At 41.8% G+C, this 16,945-nt stretch carries 19 protein-coding genes; 6 read left to right on the forward strand and 13 right to left on the reverse strand.

The genetic code is table 11. From position 1 onward, the window contains the following. Positions 1-129: 129 nt before the first annotated feature. A complete protein-coding gene (locus QNH20_RS26125) occupies positions 130-639 on the reverse strand; it encodes a YwhD family protein (RefSeq protein ID WP_283920823.1) in 510 nt (169 codons plus the stop codon). A gap of 18 nt (positions 640-657) precedes the next feature. Next, positions 658-1,308 carry a site-2 protease family protein gene (locus tag QNH20_RS26130; RefSeq protein WP_283923513.1) on the reverse strand — a complete coding sequence of 217 codons (651 nt, stop codon included), beginning with the start codon at positions 1,306-1,308 and terminating at the stop codon, positions 658-660. 184 nt (positions 1,309-1,492) lie between these two features. On the opposite strand from QNH20_RS26130, the gene QNH20_RS26135 reads away from it, so the two are divergent. After that, on the forward strand, positions 1,493-1,681 hold the full coding sequence (locus QNH20_RS26135; RefSeq protein ID WP_283920824.1) for a 2-hydroxymuconate tautomerase: 189 nt from the start codon (positions 1,493-1,495) through the stop codon (positions 1,679-1,681). A 157-nt stretch (positions 1,682-1,838) separates the two neighbouring features. Here the strand turns inward: QNH20_RS26135 and QNH20_RS26140 are convergent, their stop codons facing one another. The 4 genes from QNH20_RS26140 to QNH20_RS26155 all read right to left on the reverse strand — a co-directional run bounded on the left by QNH20_RS26140 (position 1,839) and on the right by QNH20_RS26155 (position 4,700). Continuing rightward, positions 1,839-2,060 carry a hypothetical protein gene (locus QNH20_RS26140; RefSeq protein WP_283923514.1) on the reverse strand — a complete coding sequence of 74 codons (222 nt, stop codon included), beginning with the start codon at positions 2,058-2,060 and terminating at the stop codon, positions 1,839-1,841. Between the two features lie 203 nt (positions 2,061-2,263). Beyond that, the gene (locus QNH20_RS26145; RefSeq protein ID WP_283920825.1) at positions 2,264-2,767 is read right to left on the reverse strand and encodes a YwgA family protein; all 504 of its coding nucleotides are present in this window, start codon (positions 2,765-2,767) and stop codon (positions 2,264-2,266) included. 103 nt (positions 2,768-2,870) lie between these two features. Continuing rightward, entirely contained in the window at positions 2,871-4,169 is a 1,299-nt protein-coding gene (locus QNH20_RS26150; protein WP_283920826.1) for an HD domain-containing protein, read from the reverse strand. Between the two features lie 309 nt (positions 4,170-4,478). Next, the gene (locus QNH20_RS26155) at positions 4,479-4,700 is read right to left on the reverse strand and encodes a YuzB family protein (protein WP_283920827.1); all 222 of its coding nucleotides are present in this window, start codon (positions 4,698-4,700) and stop codon (positions 4,479-4,481) included. Between the two features lie 327 nt (positions 4,701-5,027). Between QNH20_RS26155 and QNH20_RS26160 the strand changes: the two genes are divergently transcribed. Further along, positions 5,028-5,768, forward strand: a complete 741-nt coding sequence (locus tag QNH20_RS26160; protein ID WP_283920828.1) for an RsfA family transcriptional regulator — start codon at positions 5,028-5,030, stop codon at positions 5,766-5,768. Positions 5,769-5,978: 210 nt separating this feature from the next. Here QNH20_RS26160 and lipL read toward each other — a convergent pair whose 3' ends face one another. Both lipL and pta read right to left on the reverse strand, forming a co-directional pair. Then, entirely contained in the window at positions 5,979-6,824 is an 846-nt protein-coding gene (gene lipL / locus QNH20_RS26165) for an octanoyl-[GcvH]:protein N-octanoyltransferase (protein ID WP_283920829.1), read from the reverse strand. A gap of 273 nt (positions 6,825-7,097) precedes the next feature. Then, entirely contained in the window at positions 7,098-8,069 is a 972-nt protein-coding gene (gene pta / locus QNH20_RS26170; RefSeq protein ID WP_283923515.1) for a phosphate acetyltransferase, read from the reverse strand. A 246-nt stretch (positions 8,070-8,315) separates the two neighbouring features. Between pta and hemQ the strand changes: the two genes are divergently transcribed. Both hemQ and gerQ read left to right on the forward strand, forming a co-directional pair. Then, on the forward strand, positions 8,316-9,059 hold the full coding sequence (gene hemQ, locus QNH20_RS26175; protein WP_283920830.1) for a hydrogen peroxide-dependent heme synthase: 744 nt from the start codon (positions 8,316-8,318) through the stop codon (positions 9,057-9,059). A 570-nt stretch (positions 9,060-9,629) separates the two neighbouring features. Beyond that, complete coding sequence (gene gerQ, locus QNH20_RS26180; protein WP_283920831.1) at positions 9,630-10,091, forward strand: spore coat protein GerQ; 462 nt, start codon at positions 9,630-9,632, stop codon at positions 10,089-10,091. A gap of 46 nt (positions 10,092-10,137) precedes the next feature. Here gerQ and QNH20_RS26185 read toward each other — a convergent pair whose 3' ends face one another. The 3 genes from QNH20_RS26185 to QNH20_RS26195 all read right to left on the reverse strand — a co-directional run bounded on the left by QNH20_RS26185 (position 10,138) and on the right by QNH20_RS26195 (position 11,870). After that, positions 10,138-10,509 (reverse strand): DUF423 domain-containing protein, encoded by a 372-nt coding sequence (locus QNH20_RS26185; RefSeq protein WP_283920832.1) that lies wholly within the window; start codon positions 10,507-10,509, stop codon positions 10,138-10,140. Positions 10,510-10,525: 16 nt separating this feature from the next. Then, positions 10,526-10,834 carry a YwdI family protein gene (locus tag QNH20_RS26190; RefSeq protein WP_283920833.1) on the reverse strand — a complete coding sequence of 103 codons (309 nt, stop codon included), beginning with the start codon at positions 10,832-10,834 and terminating at the stop codon, positions 10,526-10,528. 100 nt (positions 10,835-10,934) lie between these two features. Next, complete coding sequence (locus QNH20_RS26195; protein ID WP_283920834.1) at positions 10,935-11,870, reverse strand: substrate-binding domain-containing protein; 936 nt, start codon at positions 11,868-11,870, stop codon at positions 10,935-10,937. A gap of 136 nt (positions 11,871-12,006) precedes the next feature. Here QNH20_RS26195 and modA point away from each other — a divergent pair, with 136 nt between their 5' ends. Both modA and modB read left to right on the forward strand, forming a co-directional pair. Beyond that, positions 12,007-12,813 carry a molybdate ABC transporter substrate-binding protein gene (gene modA / locus QNH20_RS26200; protein WP_283920835.1) on the forward strand — a complete coding sequence of 269 codons (807 nt, stop codon included), beginning with the start codon at positions 12,007-12,009 and terminating at the stop codon, positions 12,811-12,813. 8 nt (positions 12,814-12,821) lie between these two features. Then, a complete protein-coding gene (modB, locus tag QNH20_RS26205) occupies positions 12,822-13,484 on the forward strand; it encodes a molybdate ABC transporter permease subunit (RefSeq protein ID WP_283920836.1) in 663 nt (220 codons plus the stop codon). 669 nt (positions 13,485-14,153) lie between these two features. Here modB and QNH20_RS26210 read toward each other — a convergent pair. Together QNH20_RS26210 and QNH20_RS26215 are read right to left on the reverse strand one after the other, a co-directional pair. Next, complete coding sequence (locus tag QNH20_RS26210) at positions 14,154-15,314, reverse strand: IS256 family transposase (RefSeq protein WP_283918941.1); 1,161 nt, start codon at positions 15,312-15,314, stop codon at positions 14,154-14,156. 331 nt (positions 15,315-15,645) lie between these two features. After that, on the reverse strand, positions 15,646-16,665 hold the full coding sequence (locus tag QNH20_RS26215; protein WP_283920837.1) for a thiazole biosynthesis adenylyltransferase ThiF: 1,020 nt from the start codon (positions 16,663-16,665) through the stop codon (positions 15,646-15,648). Between the last annotated feature and the right edge of the window lie 280 nt (positions 16,666-16,945).

The raw sequence follows: 16,945 nt of genomic DNA on the forward strand, positions 1-16,945 counted from the left end.
TCCTAGTTTTACAGTGTATTCACACTGATTATAATACTACCTATTTTTGAGAAAAACTACAAGTAATTCTCTACTTAATTTTTTTAAGAAAATATAATTCCTCATTTGAGGGCATTAATGAAGTGCACTTTACTCCGCCAATAACCCTTTTTTCAGTTCTTCTGTGGAATTATTCCATAAGGTTTCATTATGTCCGCGCAGGAAAGCAGCTAGTACCTTTTTCGAGTTTGTGTCCATATCACCGACAATAATGTGGCGCTTCAGCGACTTATCCATGCGGTTGACGTGCTCTGGCAGGGATTTATAGCCGCGGCGGATTTCCCGATCAACTGTCATAAAGCAAGCAGTTACCCCCGCATAATACGGGCCTTCCGGCTTCCGATCAATCGTTACCCACACAAGCCAATACGGTTTTCCGTTCGGCACCTCATCTTTATTCGGCAAAAATTTGATCCCTTTTTCGATCACACTGCGGGCATGCATCGCACCGACATCGATTTCCGCTTCCCCGGCTTCGACATCAATAATAACCGGAGAAACATTATCAAGGCTGAGTGCTCCCTTGCCAAAACCTTTGTGTCCGTCGGTAGGGTCACTTTTTATTATATTAAAACCAAGTTTTTTCTTATTTTCATCCATTGATGGTGAAAGCCTCCTTTAAAAAAATAAACCGTTGGCGAAATAAGCTAGCATTTCCCATACCCAAGGAACGATCACCTGGAAAATCGGCTGAATGGTGAAACGATCTAATGGTGTAATCACTAAAATAAGAAAAATTAAGACACCGTATTGTTCATATTGTGTCATTTTTGCTCGGAGATGATTAGGAGCTAGATCCTCAACAATCCGATAACCGTCAAGCGGCGGAAGCGGAAGAAGGTTGAAAACAAATAATACAGTGTTGAGTTTGATAAATATATCGAGAAAATTGTAAAAATTTTCTGTTGGATTCACTCCAAACCGTTGCAGCCCGTAGGCAACGCAAAAGCCAATGAAGGCTAATACTAGGTTGCTGAGCGGACCCGCGACGGAAACAAGAATCCCGGCTAAGCGCGGCTTTTTAAAAAAGAATCGATTGACCGGTACCGGACGAGCCCAGCCAAAACCAGCAATCAGAATTAAAATCGTTCCGAACGGGTCTAGGTGCTTGAGCGGATTTAACGTTAACCGCCCTTGGTTTTTCGCCGTCATGTCGCCAAATTTATAGGCAACATAGGCATGTGCTAATTCGTGAAACGTAAACGCAAAAATCAGCGTGATGGCTACATAGGGAATCTCCCTTAACGGATAGGCAAGAAAATGTTCCAATTGTTCCAATAGCGTTTCTCCTCTCTAAAAACGGAGTCATGACCGAACTCTACTTCTATTTTCCTTTTAGTATACATGAAACCGCTCGTAAAAAGAAAATCAAATGTGCTTATTGCATTGTTGCACTTTTTAGCTGTTTATGGAACACTAACTAGTAGTTACGCTAAAAAAGGAGGACTAGCAAATGCCATATGTGACAGTAAAAATGCTTGAAGGTCGTACAGATGATCAAAAGCGAGCGTTAGTGGAGAAAGTAACCGCTGCCGTTAGCGAAACAACCGGCGCTCCAACTGAAAACATCACCGTCTTCATCGAAGAAATGAGCAAAAACCACTACGCCGTAGCCGGCGTCCTCGCCAGCGACAAAAAATAATCGTGGTATCAGACACCATTCGTGGACACTGTCCGAAGGGAGTGAACACTTCACGTACGTGGTGTAAGGAACCATTAACAACATCTACAGATTAGATAGGGTGTCAGGCACCATGTGAAAAATTCACATGGTGCCTGACACCTTTTAAGTTTCTGAGCTAGAATTTTATTTCATCTTTTGGTTGATCCAGCTTCATCTTTTCTAGTTCAAGCTTCATCTTTTCGGTTTCGATTAAATAGTTCTCTTGTTTCAGTTTTTCAAGCTCAAGCTCGTCTTTCAACATATTAGCCTTTAATTTTGACTGCTTCTGGAAATGGTCTGTTAAGATGGCGACAATCGGAATTCCAAATATCATAACGACAGAAATTACTCCAATGATCACAGCGCTCCGCCTCCCCAATTTACTCGATAGACAAATGATAACAAGTTTTCAAAAAAATGAATATTGATTTAACTGAAAACAAAGCAATAAAAAAACGCTTGGATCTTTTTCCTAGTAGTTGAACTGCCCCCCAGTTGTTAACACACAATCTAATAATGGGTATGAAGTTCATACTTTTTCAAAAGCCAAGCGTTTTTATTTTACTGAGTCTTTTCTCTCAACGTTTTAATATATTGGTACGCCTCATCGATTTCCGCCTCTGTATAGCGCTGGCTGCTTTTCAACGTAAATACTTTATTCGTAACTTCGTCTTTAGAGAGGTTATCAAAATATAAAACCGTTGAAACAAGCTCGAGGAATCTAGCATTTTGCTCATTCATATCGATAAAGCAATCCGCCAAAGAGGGCATTTCGACTTCGTTCAAGCTCAAAAACTCTTTCCCCGAATCTGTCAGCGTGTAGCGATATTGAAAGTATCCGCCCTTTTTCTCTTTTACTTCATTCAGAAATCCCATATTACAAAGTTCTTCCACCCTTGTGGTCAATTCCTCCGAATAGGGCCCGTAAAAATGAAACTGGAACCGCTCGTGAAAGGGAAACTCAATCTTTTTCGCAATAAATATCATCTTTTGCAGCTTTTTTCTCCCGGTAATTTCACCTGAAACCAGAATCGCCTGCATCAGCTTCGCGTGATCTTTTAACAACTTTCGTCATCTCCTACTCCATTACATTGGGTGTCAGGCACCATTTACAGTATCCACAGGTTAGAAAGGGTGTCAGGCACCAATATTACTATTTTCACCTGATTTATATCTCTAAAAGTGCACGTATTTGTTGTTTTATCTCTTTTTCGGTCGACTCATCTTCAAGAAAATCGGCCGGATAATAAAGCTTATGATCGGTTCTTCTTTTCCCCGAAATCGCATCGACAATTTCTGATTCACGCGATAGCTCCCGCAATTCCCCATTTTTCATCAGCAAATGAATCGGTAGTCTTTCCTCTTCCTCACCAGGACGATAAAAGTCATACGGTAAATCCGATGACGAATCGACGACCAAATAATATTCAGGGTCAATGCCTGCTTTTTTAAAAAGCGTCGTCAATTCAGTAAGTTTCTTGTATTCCTTCGCAGGGTCAAATTCTGCATACTTAAAGAGGTTGCGATTGACAAAGCGTCTACAAAGATCGCTTAAAACGGTATCAGCTTCTTCCTGCCAGATTTGAAAATAATATAAAATGACGGATTCATCCAATTTTAAATAGTCTTCTAATGTCACTTGCTCATGAAAGAGGGACGTAAAGTGGATGGGCTCATATTTAAACGTATAATTTTCCTTATACAACTGCTTGGCGCGGTGGAGGATTTTGGACAAAATCACCTCGGCGCTGCGGGAAACAGGATGGAAATATACTTGCCAATACATCTGGTAGCGGCTCATAATATAATCTTCTACCGCATGCATACCGCTCTTTTTGATGACGACCTGGTCTTCCCGAGGCCGCATCACACGCAAAATTCGCTCCATATCAAACTGGCCGTAGCTGACGCCGGTAAAATATGCATCCCGCTGCAGATAATCCATTCTGTCAGCGTCAATTTGACTGGAAATCATGCTAACAACTAGCTTTTTCTCCGATGTTTTGGCAATAACTTCAGCAACTTGCGAAGGAAAATCCGGGCTCACCTTTAAGAGCACCTTGTTCACTTCAGTATCACCTAAGATAATGGCACGGGTTAAGTCTTCATGATCAAAATCAAACACTTTCTCAAAGGAATGGGAGAACGGGCCATGTCCTAGGTCGTGAAGAAGCGCAGCACACAGCGTCAGCAGGCGTTCATTATCGTTCCATTCCGGCCTTCCTGCAAATACATCATCAATGATACGGCGAACAATTTCATATACGCCGAGAGAATGGTTAAAGCGACTGTGCTCAGCACCGTGAAAGGTCAAAAAAGTCGTTCCAAGCTGCTTGATTCGGCGCAGCCGTTGAAACTCTTTCGTTCCGATTAAATCCCAAATCGCCAGGTCACGCACATGGACATAGCGGTGGACGGGATCTTTAAACACCTTTTCTTCACTCAATTTTTCCGCCGAATATTGCATGGATTTCCCTCTTCCTCTTTACATTCCTAGCTTGCTAACTTACTGCTGATCGGCCAGTATTTATTATTCCTATTATATACCAAAAATCCGCAAATTTCCGCAGGATTTTTCGACATGAGTGTCACGTTTAGAGTGCCATACTAGGGTGATTGCTACCATAAACAACACCCGCAGGTTAGATATGGTGTCAGGCACCATTTACATTATCCACGGATTAGAAAGGGTGGCAGGCACCAAAAAGGCGGCACAAAAAGGGCACCATTAATAACATAAAATAAAAAATCACCTTTAGTATATTAATAAAGGTGATTATTTGATCTTTTTATTCACTTTCTCCATTAATTCCTCTTCCGTTAATCCGGCTACAGGGCGGTTATTAACGAAGGCAAAGGTCTTTTTCCGGCCGGGTCCGCAATAGGACTGGCAGCCAATTTTGATTTCGGCATCCGGATCGATTTCTTTCAAGCGAGGGATCAATGTCTTTAAATTCACGGCCTGACAATCATCGCAAACACGAAATTCATTGGACATTTCATACAACCCTTTCTACAGTCAATCTATTATATAGTCATTATTTTATCCAATAAGCAATCAATGTAAGCTATTGGAAATACAACTGATCTTCCAACGGTCTAACTCCATAGGTATTTTACATTTTCTTTTTTCCCAATGCAAGTTGCAATCCTTAGCAGCTATTTTCAACCTGACTAAATCTTTTAGTTAAAAAATCTACTATCCTTTCAATCATTTTGGTATAAAGCATGAAAAACTTGTCCATCCTATGACTAGAGCTTTATAAAATCGTCAGGAATTTGACTGGCAAAGTTAATCGTACATTATTTTAGGGAGTTGAAACATATGAAAGTTCGTCAAGACGCATGGACAGATGAGAACGATCTGTTATTGGCTGAAACTGTTCTGAGGCATGTGCGGGAGGGCAGCACACAACTGAATGCCTTTGAAGAAGTAGGTGACAAGCTAAACCGAACCTCTGCGGCCTGTGGTTTCAGGTGGAACGCTGTCGTCCGGCACCGCTATGAAAAAGCATTACAGTTAGCCAAAAAGCAACGAAAACAAAGACAAAGAGTATTAGGAAAAGACCAAGGCGGGAAGAAAAAGCTGCTTTACAATCCTCCAGTCACGGCTACAGAAGAATTTGAAACACTGCCGCCGCTGCAAGTCGAATTGCCGGTAGAAACCACAGTTGAATTGCCGGAAATGACAGCAGAAATAGCCGCCGAAACCTATGTGCAACCGGCAGCCCAAAGCTACAGGCCAGCAACTACTGGCGGGCTTAGCCTGGATTCTGTTATTTCCTATTTACAAAACTTTCATCATTCCAATCTGCAAAATGAAGCATTAAAAAATGAGAATGAAAGATTGAAAAGAGAAATGGCAGAGTTACGAAAGCAAAATGAAGTAATGTCGGCAAAAATCGCCGGGCTCGAGCAGAATTCCGAAACAATTCAAGAAGATTACGAGACCCTCATGAAAATTATGAACCGCGCTCGCAAGCTTGTGTTATTTGAAGAAGAAGAAAGACCTGCAACTAAATTCAAAATGGACCGCAACGGAAATTTAGAGAAGGTTGCAGAGTAATTTTCGAAAAGTAATGGGAGAAGAGACAGGAGCAGCATCTGAATATAGAAAATCCGTGGGCCAAATTGAATGGTCCATGGATTTTTTATATGAAAAGCGGAAGCTTCCTTTGCGATGTGTTTTGACAAGAGAGCTTCGACTGCGAAGCTTATGCTCACGAAGCATCCTTAGTGTACTTATACGTAATAGAAAGGATAAACTTGAAAAAGTTTATCCTTTCTTATTTGCCATGTCAGCAATTTTCTCATTACGGTCGATGACCCTTTGATAATATCCGGGAAATAATCCAAGCTCGTACTCGTTCAACTGCCCCGCATACAAAAAGTCACTATTAGCATTTAACTGGTTTAATAGCCGCAGCATTACATCGGCAATCGTGAAAGGCCTGCCGAGTAATTCTGACAGCGAGGCCATCACCTCTGGAACAATTTCCGGATAGGCAAATTTCGTTTGTTCCGCTTGTTTTGCAAGCTTGTAAAATTGCTTTACAAGCTCGGCACGTTTTTGGCCGCTGCCATTCACACCAAGATAAATCTGTACCGCGACCCCTTTTTTAAGGCGGCGCTGTGAGATGCCGGCAAACTTTTTCCCGTCAATACTAAGATCGTAGCTTCCCGGGCAATAAGAGCCGACGATTTCCCGTGCTTCGATTTGATTCGGGAAATCGGCAAACATATTTTGAATCAGCTGCCACATCACATCATAGCCACGGTTGATATCGATCCCTTTTTCAGCTTCTGGAAAAATCAACGAGATATTAAGGACACCTTCATCAAGGACGACCGCTAACCCGCCGGAATTCCGGACAATCACCTGATAGCCCTCTTGTTTTAAGAATTGGATTCCTTCCTGTAAATATGGCAGTCTCGTATCCTGGATGCCTAATACCACCGTATTGTGATGCACCCATGTCCGTGCTGTCGCCGGTGCTTCGCCTGCCCCGACCGATGCACATAATGTATCATCAGTACCAAATGATTGTAATGCATGAAAATGAATGCCGACCGCGGATTGGTCAATGATCCGCCATTCCGGCTGGCGTAGTAAACCCTCCATTGTTTGTGACTCCTTAATGGTTTGATAGGGATATTTTATCAAAATGTGGGCGAATTAAACAGTCTGCGCCAATTTCCAAGCCTTCTTATCGACCATGACACAGGTTTTTTCTCCTCTTCAGGCATTATGAACCGCTCTTATCGACCGTCACACAGTTTTTTTCTCCTCATCGGACTTTATGAAACGCTCTTATCGGCATTGACGACGTCTCCCCACTACTATTGGGCTTTATGAAAAAAAGCCAGTCCGACCGGACTAGCTTCAAACCTTCTATTATAACCCTTGCGCTGCCGTAATTAATGCAAGCTTGTATACATCTTCTTCATTACAGCCGCGGGATAGGTCGTTCACCGGCGCGTTTAACCCTTGTAAAATCGGACCAACCGCCTCAAATCCACCTAAACGCTGCGCAATTTTATAACCGATGTTTCCGGCTTCAAGGCTAGGGAAAATGAATACGTTCGCATCCCCTTGCAGCGGTGAATCCGGTGCCTTACTTTTGGCAACCGAGGGAACAAACGCTGCGTCAAACTGAAATTCGCCGTCCAACACGAGTGAAGCATCGCGGCGTTTTGCTTCAGCAACGGCTGCGACCACTCTTTCCGTTTCCTCAGACTTTGCCGATCCCTTCGTTGAAAAGCTTAACATTGCGATCCGAGGTTCGATATCAAACATCTCCGCCGTTTTCGCGCTTTCAATTGCAATTTCCGCTAGATCATTGCTGTCCGGCGCAATATTGATCGCACAATCGGCAAACACATATTTTTCATCTTCACGAACCATAATGAACACGCCGGACGTCTTCTTAACGCCTGCTTTTGTCTTAATAATTTGCAGCGCAGGGCGAACAGTATCTGCCGTCGAATGCGCAGCTCCACTTACCAAACCATGTGCTTTATTTACATACACAAGCATCGTGCCGAAATAATTTTCATCCAGCAATATTTTGCGGGCATCCTCTTCGGTTGCTTTCCCTTTGCGGCGCTCGACAAACGCTGCGACCAATTCATCCATTCCAGCATAGCTCGCAGGATCATAGATTTCCGCAGACTCTAGCGAAACGCCAGCCTCTGCAGCCTTTGCCTGGACCTTCTCAATGTTGCCAATCAAAATCGGCGTAATTAATTTCTCCTCAGCTAAACGGCTCGCTGCGCGGACAATCCGCTCATCTAATCCCTCAGGAAAAACAATTCTTAAATCACGTGCAGAAATTTTTTGCTTTAACCCTTCAAATAAATCACTCACGACAATATCCTCCTTAAAAGAACTAACATTTCTAGCATACTTTACCAAGGTAAAATATCAAGCATCGTACGTCACAGATAGCGTTTTCATTAAAATGTTTTTGTTTTCAAAAAATTACACTCACACTTTTACTATTTACCTTTTTTCAAAAAATATCCACTTGTCGGCAATCAAGTGTTTAGAAAGGTGCCTCTTGGTCAAACTATGTTATAGTTATGGGTGAATGACTATTTAGGAGTGATTATAATGAGTGAAGCAGCACAAACGCTTGATGGCTGGTATTGCCTTCATGATTTCCGCACCGTGGATTGGACAACTTGGAAAATGCTTTCTAGCGATGAACGCCAAACCGCCATTCACGAGTTTTTAAGTCTCGTTGAAAAATGGAACCAGACTGGTGAACGCAAAGAAGGCAGCCATGCCTTATATACAATCGTTGGGCAAAAGGCTGATTTTATGATGATGATCCTTCGTCCAACAATGGAAGAGTTAAACGAAATTGAAACCGAATTCAACAAAACAAAATTAGCAGAATTCACGATGCCTGCTCATTCCTATGTATCAGTGGTTGAGCTCAGCAACTATTTACCAGAGGGTGAAGATCCTTATCAAAATCCGCAAATTTTAGCACGCCTATACCCAACGCTGCCTAAAGCGAAGCATGTTTGCTTCTATCCAATGGATAAGCGCCGTCAAGGCAATGATAACTGGTACATGCTGCCGATGGAAGATCGCCGCAGAATGATGCGAAGCCATGGAATGATTGGTCGTACATATGCAGGAAAAGTAAAACAAATCATTACCGGCTCTGTTGGCTTTGACGATTACGAATGGGGCGTTACCCTGTTTGCCGATGATGTCCTGCAATTTAAAAAATTAGTGTATGAAATGCGCTTTGACGAAGTGAGTGCCCGCTACGGCGAATTTGGAGCTTTCTTTGTCGGCAATCTGTTAGAAGAAGAACGCGTAGCAAAATTCCTGCATGTATAAATAAGAAAAGTTACAATGAATAAGCTTTCATTCGGACAATCAACAGGTAATTTCCTGCCTATCCTGTCCGAATAAGCCTTGCAATCGGACTATCATTATCAAATTCCGCTTGTCCTGTCTGAATAAGCCTCACATTCGGACTATCAACAGGCAAATCCACATAAAATTCAGCTGCCATTATCAACGGGTTTTTCTTTTTACAAGATCGGCGCTTTGGTGGAAATAAGGAGAAACCTTAATTTGATTGTCATTTAGTCCATATGAATACTAAGAATGGCGTGCTAAAACTGAAAGCAGTTTTTACACGCCATTTTCTATGTCATTTACCTGTTTTTGCACCTAAAAACGGAACCCTTCAGCTGATGCTGAGAGCTGTTTTTACTTTTTCAATCTAATCCTCAAGTCATATATTCGGACTTTCCCTCATACTTATAAAACAGCGAGTCTTTAGGATTACCCCCATCATCCAGAAGGGATATTTATTCCTTGTCGCAGTAACCTTTTAGGTTATGGGGAGTATTAATAAAATGTTGTGCCATTTGTATTATTCATTTTTTAGGAGGGAAAAAGATGAGCCAATATTATAATCCACAAGGGTTTCAGCCCTATCCTGGAGCAGCCGGGCAGCCGGGCGCTCAACCGTTCACAGGCGGCGGACAGCAGAGGGCTATGCCTCCACAGCAACAAGCATTTCCGCAATTTCCGCCAGCAGGAGGGGGAGCTGCTCCAACGCCTCCTTCAGGCATGCTGCCACTTGAGCAGTCGTACATCGAAAATATCCTGCGCTTGAATAAAGGGAAGCTTGTCACTGTCTTTGCCACCTTTGAAGGGAACAGTCAGTGGAATGCTAAAGAATTTAAAGGAATTATTGAAGCGGCAGGAAGAGATCACGTGATCCTTAGTGATCCGCAAACAGGCGTCCGCTACCTTATTCCGATGGTGGCTGTCGACTACATTGTTTTTTCTGAGGAAATCGAGTATGAATATCCATTTGGAGCTGGACCATCCATGGCTACCTATCCGCCAAGATAAAAAAACATGCAAAAACACCAATTGGCCGCCAATTGGTGTTTATTTTTTAAAACTGTTTAACTGCCCCGACAATCATAAGAACCCATGCTGCTAAAAAACAAACGCCGCCAATCGGTGTGATCGCACCCAAGACGCCAACCTTGGTCAAACTCAACATGTACAAGCTCCCGCTGAACAAAATAATCCCTGCAAGCATTAACCATCCCGACCAGCTGAACAAAGAGCTTACCCCAGCTTTCCCGAGAAGAAGGCCAATGATTAAAATCCCTGTTGCATGAAACATTTGATAGGTAACCCCTGTTTTCCAAATATCCAAGTAATACGCATCCAATCTATCCTTTAAGCCGTGCGCACCAAAGGCACCAAGGGCAACCGCCAAAAAGGCATTAATGGCGCCAACAATAATAAAAGCTTTCATTTACATTTCCCCCTTTTTAAAAATCAAATAATGAATCGCCGTTTGCTTCGTCCATCTCTATCTTTTTCGTCTGCGGCATCGTTGCCGGCTGCTGAAAAACTTGTTGATTTATCAGCGGCTGTTGAAATACTTGCTGCCCGGTAACAGGTGCCGGTTGATTCAATTGAACTTCCGTTTTTGCTGCTGGTTTTTCTTGTAAAATCAATTCGCATAATATTTTAATAGAGTAAACTTTTTCCCGCAAGCTTTCTTGCTTTGCACTGCTTCTCGCCAGCTTTAATTCTTCTTCCATTTTCGTTAATAGTGTTTGGACAGGTATATTCACTGCAGCATTCCCTTTCTTTTTCTCATTTTACATTTACACACCTGATGAGATTCGACAATTTTCTCATGTTCCACGTGAAACAAGTCAAAATTTGTCACTATCAATAGGTCTCATAAATAATAGAACCTGTCTTCGTTTGATCATAATCGCCCAAAGAGCTTATTTCAGTTTGAAACAACGAAGATGATAATATCTCTTTTACAATCCGAATGAGCGTTTCATTTTCAGGAGTTTTTAACATCACTAGGTCATACCGTTCCGTAATTAACGGAATAAAATCGATTCCTATCATTTTTGCTGGCTTTTCAATTCCTACCCCGACATCAGCCTTGCCGGTAAGAACCGCTGAAGCGACACTTAAATGATTCGTCTCTTCGTGTTCATACCCGTTAATCGTCTTCGAAGAAATATTATGGATTCGGAGCTGTTCATCAAGCAGGATTCTTGCCCCCGATCCTTTTTCACGATTGATCAAGGTAATGTGCGGCTTGATTAAATCCGTCCAAGAAGTTATGTTGAGCGGGTTTCCCTTTTGGACATATAATCCAGCTTTTCTGGAAACAAGATTGAGTAGTATGTACGGGTAACCCGTTAAAATTCTTTTAACATATGGCAGATTATATTCTCCAGTATCACCGTCAAACATATGCAAGCTCACAATGTCACATTCACCATTATATAATGAGATGAGACTATTTAAGCTGCCGGAATAAGATCTGAGCGTCTTATAGGTTGAACCTTTTTCGATATGTTTTCCTAAAATATCGAGGACGATATCTTGTCCACTAATGACAATATTGTGGGATTCCTTTGGTTCCGTCCTGCGCGGTTCAGCTACAGAAACAGATGATGATGGCATTGGGGCAGACTTTTGTTTTTTTATATATCGGTCTAAATCCTCTGCATCCATCCGCATTTGTCTTCCTACACGGAATACGGGAAGCTCCCCTTTTTTAATCAAATCATATATGGTAAGTTTCGATACTTTTAACAGTTGCGAAACTTCTTCAATCGTATAGGATATCTCTTTTGACATGTCCATCCCTCCACTTCATATTGTATCTCATTACTTTTTAAAAAGCATATTGTAAAATATTTGTGATTTTTTTCATACCATAACTAATTATAATTAGTTATAATTAGTTATATCTAATTATAAGGAGAGAGAGAATTTGAAAAAAGGTTATTTATTATTCTTATCGATGATTATGTTTTTACTAGTCTTTACAGGATGTTCAGCTAATGAACAAAGTAAACAGCCGGCAGCGAAAAAGAAGGCATCCCCTGAAAAGAACGTCGAATTAACGATATCAGCAGCGGCCAGTTTGCAGGATGCATTGACAGAAATAACGACAAATTTTAATAAAGAACATAGCAATATCAAAATCAACTATAATTTTGGCGGTTCCGGAGCGCTACAGCAGCAAATCTCTCAAGGTGCGCCTGTTGACCTATTCTTCTCGGCAGCAGAAGATAAATTCCAGCAATTAGTATCAGAAGGTTTGATTGAAAAGAAAAATGGGACAGACCTTGTAGGAAATGAATTGGTACTAGTCGTGCCAAAAGACTCCACAAAAGGAATAAAAACGATTGAAGACCTTCCGAAAGCGGAGAAAATTTCGATTGGTACCCCTGAAGCTGTACCAGCAGGTCAATATGCGAAAGAGGCACTTGAAAACTTAAAGATCTGGAGCGCGGTTGAAGGAAAAATGGCCTATGCCAAGGATGTACGTCAAGTGCTTACATATGTAGAAACCGGTAATGTCGATGCCGGCATGGTGTATAAAACTGATGCGTTAACATCATCAAAAGTAGAGATTGCAGCAACTACTGAAGAAAAGACCCATACGCCCATCATCTATCCTGTCGGAATCATCAAGGCTAGTAGCCATCCTAAAGAAGCAATGTTATTCTATGAATATCTACAAACAAAAGAAGCAATGAAGGTTTTTGAAAAATACGGATTTAAAGGACTGTAAAAATAAACATGACAGACCACTTTTGGGATCCTGTAAAACTATCGCTAGAGGTAGCCGTTGTTTCAGGATGCATTGTTTTAGTTTTAGGATTATTTATAGGAAAGTGGATGGCGAAGGCAAGATTCAAAGGAAAAGCAGTTATTGAAACCATTTTCCTTTTACCGTTAGTGTTACCGCCAACCGTTGTCGGTTTTTTGTTACTTGTGATTTTTGGAAAACAAAGCCCAATCGGCCAATTCATCGAATGGGTATTTCATCAGCCCGTCATATTCACTTGGTGGGCGGCGGTGATTGCTGCTTTGATTGTTGCCTTTCCGCTCATGTATCAATCGGCAAAGGCCGGATTTGAAGGGGTTGATGGAGACGTCGAAGATGCGGCACGGGTTGATGGGGCGAATAAATTGCAACTATTTATGTTTGTTTCTGTCCCACTTGCCTTGAAGTCGATTATCTCAGGAGGAATTCTAAGTTTTGCCCGAGCGTTAGGTGAGTTTGGCGCCACACTCATGTTTGCAGGCAATATACCCGGAAAAACGCAGACCCTCCCGACAGCCATCTATGTGGCTATCGACTCAGGCAACATGCAGATGGCCTGGTTATGGTCCTTGTGTATGATTGGGATCTCATTCCTGATGCTTGTCTGCGTTCAACTTTCAAAGGCAAAAAGCTAAATTTTTTATGCACTTACAGCAAACAAGCAAACCCGGACCAATGACGGTACGGGTTTGCTTTTATTTTTTGGATTCCTAAACCCGATTTGGCCATCACTGGGCCTTGTGAAGGATACTTCTCACGATTTCTTGAACCGATTTGGCCTTCATTGACCTTATGAAGACACTTCTCACGATTTCTTGGACCGATTTGGCCTTCATAGACCTTATGAAGACACTTCTCACGATTTCTTGAACCGATTTGGCCTTCATAGACCTTATGAAGACACTTCTCACGATTTCTTGAACCGATTTGGCCTTCATAGACCTTATGAAGACACTTCTCACGATTTCTTGAATCGATTTGGCCTTCATTGAGTCAAGTCCAGAATATTGTGTAAAAGTGTCTACAATGAAATATCGACATGCTTAAAATTATGATAAGTGGAGTACACTTATTTCGAATTTACATTGAGGGGCGGGCATGATAGCCTGGAGGGCAAGACAGGGGTTGCTAAACTCCTGGCTTCCTGGCTTTACATCATGCCCGCGGAGGCTCAATGTCAATTCGAAATTAGGCCATCCTCCATACCTTAACACTAATTTTCTTCTGCTTTCTATAAGTAGGTAAAGGGGGGGGGTCCAACTTGTTCTCCCTTCGAACCTATCAAAATTTCATGATTACTTTTTTCATACTGCTATTTTTTTATTTGCTTGTTCATCTCCAATGTCCATTAAAACTGCCCCTATTAATCTGAACGCTGATTGTGTATTGGGAAAAATTCGTATAACTTTTTCCCTTCTTCTAACTTCTTGATTCAATCGTTCCAATGAATTTGTACTACGAATATATTTGTGATATTTCGAAGGGTGGTTTAAATATTGAATGGCATCTTCGAAGCCATCTTCCAATGTTTCTATTGCTTTTGTTAATTTTGGATTTTCTCCAAAACTCTTTAGAAACTCCTCTTTGAAATTCCTCGCATCCTCAATTTTTACAGCCTCAAACATTCTTTTTAAGCCTATTTTCACCTCATCCACGTCTTTTTTGGGCAATTGATTAAAGATATTGCGTTTAAAATGTACTGTGCAGCGTTGCCAAGTAGTCCCCACAAATTCTTCGGCAATAGCCTTTTTTAAGCCCTTATGTGCATCTGATATGATCAATTTAGGTGATTGTAGACCGCGTGATTGTAAGTACTGAAAAAATCTTTGCCAGGCCTCAAAGCTTTCAGAGTGGTCTACTTTTAAACCGAGGATTTCCCGCCCATTATGTTCATTAATCGCAGTTGCAATATAAACGGCCTTAGACACTACATGGTGATGTTCCCTTACTTTGATATACATGGCATCCGCAAAAATGTAGGGATAGTATGTTGTATTTAGAGGCCTATTTGCCCATGTGTTAACAATTGGATCGAGCTTTTCTGTTAGGGAAGAAACAAATGATTTTGAAACGCTCTCACCACATAATTGTTGTACTATATTTTTCACCTTTCGAGTGGATACCCCGTTCACCACCATTTCGAGCATTGAAAGAACAAATGCTTGGTCACACCGGGAATATCTTTCAAATACAGAAGGTGAGAACTCTCCGTTACGTGTACGGGGTACTTTCAAGGTTACTTTACCAATACTTAAAAGCAGCTCTCGCTCATAGTAGCCATTTCGGTAGTCCCGACGGTCCGTTGTACGTTCGTAAGTTCCAGCATGTAAATAATCATCACGTTCTTTTTCCATCACTGAATTTAATACAAGGACTATAGATGCTTTGATAACTGCGTCAATATCAGAATTCATTACAGAATCTTTTAAATCGTCAATATTTAGGTTAAACTGAAGTTGAGTCAAAATTAATTCCTCCTCATTGTTTTCGTCGCTGTTAACATTGTAGACAAGAGGTATTAATTTGACTCCTTTTCTTTTTACACAATTATACGGACTTAATCCTTCATTGACCCTATGAAGGTCACTTCCATCGATTTCTTGAATCGATTTGGCCTTCATTGACCTTATGAAGGTCACTTCCATCGATTTCTTAAACCGATTTGGCCTTCATTGACCTTATGAAGGTCACTTCCATCGATTTCTTGGACCGATTTGGCCTTCAGAAACCCTTATTAAAGACACTTTTCACGTTTTATCAAAGATTTTTTTCCGTAAGCAACCATTACTTGGTTTTTCATCCCAATATCCGCTGATACAGCGATTTGGCGTGGGTTAAATCCTTAGTACCATGGATAAGGGCACGGCCATCTTGAAAAATAACCATCCGTTCGTCACCGATTTCAACTGATAGTAAATAAGGATTTCCTTTAACAATGTATCCAAGCGAGCTTAGCTGGGCCGTGAGCTGTTCTAGCGAAATCTTCCCAGCAGAAGACGGACGGATTTGCACTGTATCACGGCCGCATAAAACCGTCGTCTTTGTCATATTCTCATAATCCAAATAAGGATATGTCCGCTCCTCACCACAGGATAAGCAGCCGGCAAACTTTGCTTTGGACATTTTCAAGCTTGTATATTGATTTCTCCATAAATCAAAGCTGACAAATGAAGTGCGAACCGCATCCCAATCTTCGACTAACATCTTCAACGCCTCAGCTGTCTGATGGGCAATCACCATTTGCACGGCCGGTGAAATAATCCCCCCTGTATCACAGGTCATACCCTGAAGCGGGATCGTCCGCAACAGACAATTTAAGCAAGGCGTTTTCCCGGGAATGATGGAAAAACTCATCCCAAAGCTTCCGACGCAGGCACCGTAAATCCAAGGGATATTGTATTTTTGGGAAATATCATTCATCATCATCCGTGTTTCAAAATTATCGGTGGCATCCATCATCAAATCGATGCCAATCACAAGCTCCTCCATCATCTCAGGTGTCGCATCGCCAATAATCGCTCGAACCTCCACATCGGAGTTAATCGCTCGCAAGCGCTTTTCCGCTGCTGCCGCTTTCGGAAGTTTCTCGACAACATCTTCTTCTGTATAGAGCTGCTGTCGCTGCAGGTTGCTGGCTTCCACGTAGTCCCGATCAACAATGGTAATTTTACCAACTCCAGCCCGTGTAAGGATTTCCGCACTACCTGAGCCGAGAGCACCCGCACCAATAATAAGGACATGTTTATTATTAATCATGGCTTGTCCTTCCTTGCCTATCCCTGGAAAAAGGACTTGCCGTGAATACCGTTCCTTCATACTTCCCCCCCCCAATTGATAAGAAAACTCGCCACTTGGCGAGCTTTAGGTCATAAGTTTATTTGGTCTTAAGTTGTTTTTATTTAAAAAATTTTAGCTGTAGGCATTAGTGCCCGGCTAATTCTGGTTTTTCACTCTTTCGTGTACTGTGACCTTCTTATAGTGATCTGCCTCGTCCGTTTTTCGCTCTTTCAGGCACTGTGACGACAACGAGTTTTTTGCCTCTTTCAGGCACTGCGACCCTCTTATAGTACCCGTCCATAAGGTTGTTTCGTTCTTC

It is taken from the genome of Neobacillus sp. WH10 (assembly GCF_030123405.1).
Lineage (GTDB): Bacteria > Bacillota > Bacilli > Bacillales > Cytobacillaceae > Neobacillus.